At 35.4% G+C, this 5,637-nt stretch carries 7 protein-coding genes; 4 read left to right on the forward strand and 3 right to left on the reverse strand.

All coding sequences use genetic code 11. The features are described from left to right. Positions 1–145: 145 nt before the first annotated feature. Positions 146–529, reverse strand: a complete 384-nt coding sequence (locus tag AC1DRF_RS15470) for a MerR family transcriptional regulator (protein ID WP_230185500.1) — start codon at positions 527–529, stop codon at positions 146–148. Between the two features lie 108 nt (positions 530–637). Here AC1DRF_RS15470 and AC1DRF_RS15475 point away from each other — a divergent pair, with 108 nt between their 5' ends. Then, complete coding sequence (locus AC1DRF_RS15475) at positions 638–1,027, forward strand: carboxymuconolactone decarboxylase family protein (RefSeq protein WP_013058286.1); 390 nt, start codon at positions 638–640, stop codon at positions 1,025–1,027. 256 nt (positions 1,028–1,283) lie between these two features. Here the strand turns inward: AC1DRF_RS15475 and AC1DRF_RS15480 are convergent, their stop codons facing one another. Beyond that, a complete protein-coding gene (locus AC1DRF_RS15480) occupies positions 1,284–1,943 on the reverse strand; it encodes a Crp/Fnr family transcriptional regulator (RefSeq protein ID WP_477741085.1) in 660 nt (219 codons plus the stop codon). 96 nt (positions 1,944–2,039) lie between these two features. Further along, a complete protein-coding gene (locus AC1DRF_RS15485; protein ID WP_080781669.1) occupies positions 2,040–2,669 on the reverse strand; it encodes a Crp/Fnr family transcriptional regulator in 630 nt (209 codons plus the stop codon). A gap of 375 nt (positions 2,670–3,044) precedes the next feature. Between AC1DRF_RS15485 and AC1DRF_RS15490 the strand changes: the two genes are divergently transcribed. The 3 genes from AC1DRF_RS15490 to AC1DRF_RS15500 all read left to right on the forward strand — a co-directional run. Further along, positions 3,045–4,523, forward strand: a complete 1,479-nt coding sequence (locus tag AC1DRF_RS15490; protein WP_427077074.1) for a 4-hydroxyphenylacetate 3-hydroxylase family protein — start codon at positions 3,045–3,047, stop codon at positions 4,521–4,523. An 87-nt stretch (positions 4,524–4,610) separates the two neighbouring features. Beyond that, a complete protein-coding gene (locus tag AC1DRF_RS15495) occupies positions 4,611–5,156 on the forward strand; it encodes an FAD synthetase family protein (RefSeq protein ID WP_016765058.1) in 546 nt (181 codons plus the stop codon). Positions 5,157–5,211: 55 nt separating this feature from the next. Next, the coding region (locus tag AC1DRF_RS15500) for an NADPH-dependent FMN reductase (protein ID WP_477741086.1) at positions 5,212–5,637 on the forward strand (426 nt) is incomplete at its 3' end.

Raw genomic sequence — 5,637 nt, forward strand, 5'->3', positions numbered from 1 at the left:
CTAGCGGAGAAGTTGCAGACAGAGTTTTAGGTGGGAATATTTCAAATCTGCTACATATATAAATTCAGCGTTTTTTGTTTAATGTTATATTAGGTACTATAAAAAAGACCTTGACAGGTGTGTTTCAAGGTCTTTTTTATAGTTATTAAGATTGTTGGTTCTCCACTGTCTCTAATTTTTTATAGTGCGCAATTTTTTCTTCAATTCTATGCGAATTCAACTCTAGTTCCTCTATTTTGCCTAAGACATCTTTATAATGTTCTTCTAACAATTCCTTTCTTGCCGTAATAGTAGACTCTCCTTCCTGTCGTAAATCAGAAAACTGCTTCATTTTAAGCATAGGCATTCCTGTAACACGTAAACGAATTAAAAACTGAATCCAAGCTAGATCAAAATCTGTATATTGCCGATATCCAGTTTGGTCTCTTTGCACATTTTTTATTAATCCAATTTTTTCGTAATAACGCAAAGTATGTGTAGAAAGACCGGTCATACTTGCTACTTGTTGAATACTGAATAAATTTTCCATATTAATTATTATAACATAAGAAATAAAATGCTTGCTTTAGAGCGCGCTCTAAAGCGTAATATCTAACTTGTAAATAAAATAACTCAGTTGTAAGGAGAGATTCAGTTGATGAATGAACGTTACGAAAATGGTTGGAAAACGTTAATGGAAGTAGATGGAGAGGGTGGGAAACGAGTAATTGAATCATTAAAAGACATTGCTCCTGACATTGGGAAATATGTCATTGAATTTGCCTTTGGAGATATTTATACAAGAGAAGGACTTAACCTACAGCAAAAACAACTAGTTACAATAAGCTCGCTCACGACACAAGGAGGGTGTGAACCACAATTAAATGTTCATATTAATGCTGCGCTTAATGTAGGTCTCACACCACATGAAATAGTAGAAGCCATTACTCACTGTATTCCATACACTGGCTTTCCTAGAGTGTTAAATGCCATTTTTATTGCTAAACAAGTTTTTACAGAAAGAGAATTAACCGTAACTTTGAAATAAAGGCATATGTATATAGGGAAAGGCGATTTTAATTGAACTTTTAAACAGAGGTACGGATAAAATACAATAAATCGTAGTAGTACCCTGAAAAACATGATTTGTGATATAAGGTTAACCTTAGAATAAATAGACTCCTCTTTTAGTGAAAGAAGCTACCACAAGGTAACTTCTTTTTTTATTTAATTATATTTTCACTTACGCTGTATTTTTCTCCATACCTTCTATGTGCGAAACAGTATCATAAGTGTATTTATAATCACATTAAGGGCAGCATTAGCATATCTAAATCGCCTATATTTTTGCTGTTTTGGTCTCTTATTTCTTTAAGTKTATTGATGTTTTTAATATAGATATTTTGATTAGATAGCTCAATCAATTTTTCTTTACTCCATTTTTGAATGATTTTATTTACCGTAATGCGGGAAGTCCCAACGTAGCGGGCAAAGGATGTTTGGTTAAAGGGAAATTCCTCATTTTCTTTTACGAGCTTTAATAAATAATGAGCCATCTGTTGTTCAACGGGGAGATTAAGAAACGTAATAATTTCTGCTAGTAATCTAAACTTATAGAGAAGAGAATTTGTAAAGAGAATGACTGCTTTCGGTTCCTCCTCGTATATTTTTAACGTTGTTTCATTAGTAAAGTAATATAAAACGGATGGAGCTGTGGTTACGGCCGTTGTTAAATAAGGCTCTTTATTAATACCGTTTTCCCCTAATAACATCCCTTCAGGAACATAGTTAACCGTACGTTCTGCTCCCTTCTCAGTTAAGAGAGTAATCTTTACACTGCCTTTATCTAAATAATAAAATCCTTTACCAACTTCTCCTTGATAATAGATTGTGGTGTTTTCTTCTAATTTTATCATCTGTCCATACTTTAAAAAGGGACGCCATATGTATCGAAGGTTTACCATTTAATCACCTTTCTATAAACGTGTATTTTAAACGTACAGAAACATTTACTGCATCGAGCATTATTCCTTACTTTGATAACGTGACCAAAGCGTTTATCACTGAAAGAGATAGTTTTTTAACAGATCCGGGTTCTTAATTAGAAATCTTTTGTTTTTACTATCTATTAGTTTTTTCTCTTTCCATTTTTTTAACGTTTTATAAACCGTAATCCTTGTTAAACCGGTACACGTTGCTAAGTCCTTTTGTGTTAAAGGAATTTCATAGTTTTTAAAGTCATGATAGATGTTTAAAAGCACAGCGGCGATTTGCTGCTCAGTAGTTAACGTATGTAAATTAATTTGTTCAGCTAAGATATGCATTTTTTGAATAATACTCTTTGTAATAAGGTTTAGTATAGGCGGGTGAATAGTTATAAGCTTTTTAAAATCGTCATAACTAAAATAATATAGTACGGAATCTTTTACCGTAGTTGCAGTAGTGAAATGAGCTTGTTGGTCCATTGCTTGGACTCCCAACAATTGACCTGGCAATACAATGTTTAACACGCGTTCTTTCCCTAATGGGGTAGAGGTATGGACTTTAATTAATCCACTGTCCAAGTAATAAAATCCTTCTCCTATGTCTCCTTGTTCATATACCACATTTTTTTGTTTCATATATTGCCTTTTTCCGTACATTAAGTAGTTTTTGAAATTATTTTCATGATTGAAGAGAATAGCCATGATACTCACTCCTTAACCAAAATATAAGATACGCCTAAAAAATTGAAAAGACAATTGTAAGATCAAGTAACACACTATAGGGTAGGGCATTTTATTTACGTTGCTATAAAAAACAAAATAAGTAAGCGCTTACAATAATGTGCGCTTTATTTGCTCTCTTTTTTAATAAGCCAATATTTTTATAAAAACGTTACGCTCTCTACAATATCTTAAAGCGAAAAATGCGTAAATGCAATAATATAAATTTCTTATTTGAGCTGCTCCGTCTATTCCAAAAATAAAAAACTCCAAAAAAATGTTAACGAGACTACACCCCTGAAAAAAATCAGATACTATAATTCAATTAATTACTATTAAACCTTAAGGGGATGAACAAATATGGGGATTCGTACAGGTGCTCAATATATTGATGCATTAAAATCACGCCAGCCAGAAATTTGGTTAGGGGGCAGAAAAATTACAAATGTATTTGAAGAAAAGGTGTTTCAACAGCCTATTTTAGAAATTGCGAAGTTGTACGATATGCAGCATGACCCAGCTTACCAAGAGAAAATTACTCATATTTGCGAAGAAACAGGTGAGAGAATATCAAATGCCTTCTTAATTCCTAAAAGTTACGAAGACTTAGTAGCTCGCCGAGAGGTGTTTGAAGCATTTGCAAAAGCTACCTTTGGACTGATGGGAAGAACACCGGATTTCTTAAATGTGGTAGTCACTTCTTTATTTCATAATGCTAGTTTCCTAGATCATTACAATGAACAATGGGGCAAAAATATAAGAGATTATTACCGTTATATTCGTGATAATGACTTGTTTTTAACTCATGCTATTATCAACCCGCAGAACGACCGAAGCAAAGCTTCCCATGAACAGCAAGACCTCTTTACTCATTTAGGTGCTGTCAAAGAAACGCCGGATGGACTTGTTGTAAAAGGAGCTAAAATGCTAGCTACACTTTCACCTATTACCGATGAAGTGATTGTTTATTCGTTCCCAGGGTTTAAACCTGGCGATGAACGTTATGCACTTGCTTTTGCGCTGCCGATTGATACACCGGGACTTCGAATTCTTTGCCGAGAAGCTATGCAAGACGGAACAAGATCAGTGTTTGATCATCCGCTAGCCTCTCGATTTGAAGAGATGGATGCAGTCTTGATTTTTAACGATGTGCTGATTCCTTGGAACCGAGTGTTTTTATATAACAATATTGAAGCTGCCAATCTTCTTTATCCTAAAACAGGAATCGCTCAGCAACCGGCACATCAATCTGGCGTAAGAGGATTAGTTAAACTTCAATTTGCAACGGAAGTAGCTTGTAAAGTAGCGGATGCAATTGGTGTAGACGGATATCTAAACGTTCAAGAGAGCTTAGGGGAGTTGATACAGTCAGTAGAATCCATTAGGGCTTTGCTTCGAACATCAGAGTATGAGTATACGATTAATGAAAAAGGAGAAGCTCTTCCAAACGAAACGGCTTTAGAAACAATTCGTGGATTGCTTCCTAAAATGTACCCTCGTGCTATTGAAGTCATGCAAACAATTGGTGCAGGCGGCTTGCTTATGTCTCCTACAGGAGCGGATTTTGAAAATCTTGAATTAAGAGAGGATTTAAATCGTTATTATGGAGGCCGAGAAGGAGTGCCTGCTATAGATCGTGTTCAGTTATTTAAATTAGCGTGGGATTTATGTGGAGAAGCATTTGGCCAAAGGTTACTACAATACGAGCGATACTATACAGGAGATCCAATCCGTAAAAGAGCTATTTTCTACAATAGCTACAAGCGCAGCCATTCATTTGCCATGGTAGATGCTGCTTTAAATACAGAAGTTAAAAAGAAAGAATTCACAAACAGCTGATACCCATACTCTTTTTATCTAAAAATGAACTTTGTTAATAGATACAGAGTCTAGGTTCATGACGTTCTTAATAAGGGAGGTGTAAAGATGCAGCGGTATGAGGATGGAATACTAACTTTACCAGCATCAGTAATAGCTATAGGTGCATTTGATGGCGTGCATCAAGGACATCAAGCAGTGATTAAGCAAGCTGTAACTCGAAGCAAAGCGTTAAAGGTACCTAGCGTTGTTTATACATTTGATCCTCCTCCTCGCTTTCATTTTCAACAAGATCAAGTGTTAACGCCTATTGATCAAAAGGTACATCTAATAGCAGAGTTAGGAGTAGACTACGCAGTTATCATCCATTTTGATGAGTTATACGCTAAGCGGCCATCAATCGATTTTATCAGTAACTTAAAAAAGCTTAATCCATCGGAAATCATAGTAGGCAACGATTTTCGTTTCGGCCGAAATAGAGAAGGAGATATTAAGCTGCTGGCAAAGCACTTTCTCGTAGATATCATCCCGCCTGTCTGTTGTGCAGAAGGAACAAGAATTTCTTCTACTAGAATTCGCCAGCTAATCCAGCAAGGCGCAATTGACCAATCAAATGATTTATTAGGGTGGTCTTTGCAAAAGGAATATGTATAAAAACATTAGTGTTTGAAGCTAAGTATAAGGCTTCTTTAAAAGGAGGAAAGTGAAAATGAAGTTATTAGGCATATCAGGCACGATTATAGGTTCTAAAACAGGCGCTGTTGTTCAACAAGTATTAGAAGAAGCTAAATTGCAGCATCCAGATATCGAAATTGAATTTTTAGATTTACGAGATTACACTATCCAATTTTGTGATGGCCGCGATCCCTCTGCTTATTCAGAAGATACTAAAAAAGTCATTGAAATTATCTCTAGCGCTGATTTTTATGTAATTGGTTCACCTATCTTCCAAGGATCAATCACCGGTGCTCTTAAGAATGTATTTGATTTAATACATCCTCAGGTTTTCCGAACTAAAGTAATGGGGTTCATCGCCACAGGCGGTACTTATCAGCACTATTTAGTCATTGAAAATCAGTTAAAGCCTATTGCGGGTTACTTTCGTGCTTTTGTGGCACCGAGTTATGTATACGCT

This window comes from Priestia sp. P5_B4, from assembly GCF_056400385.1.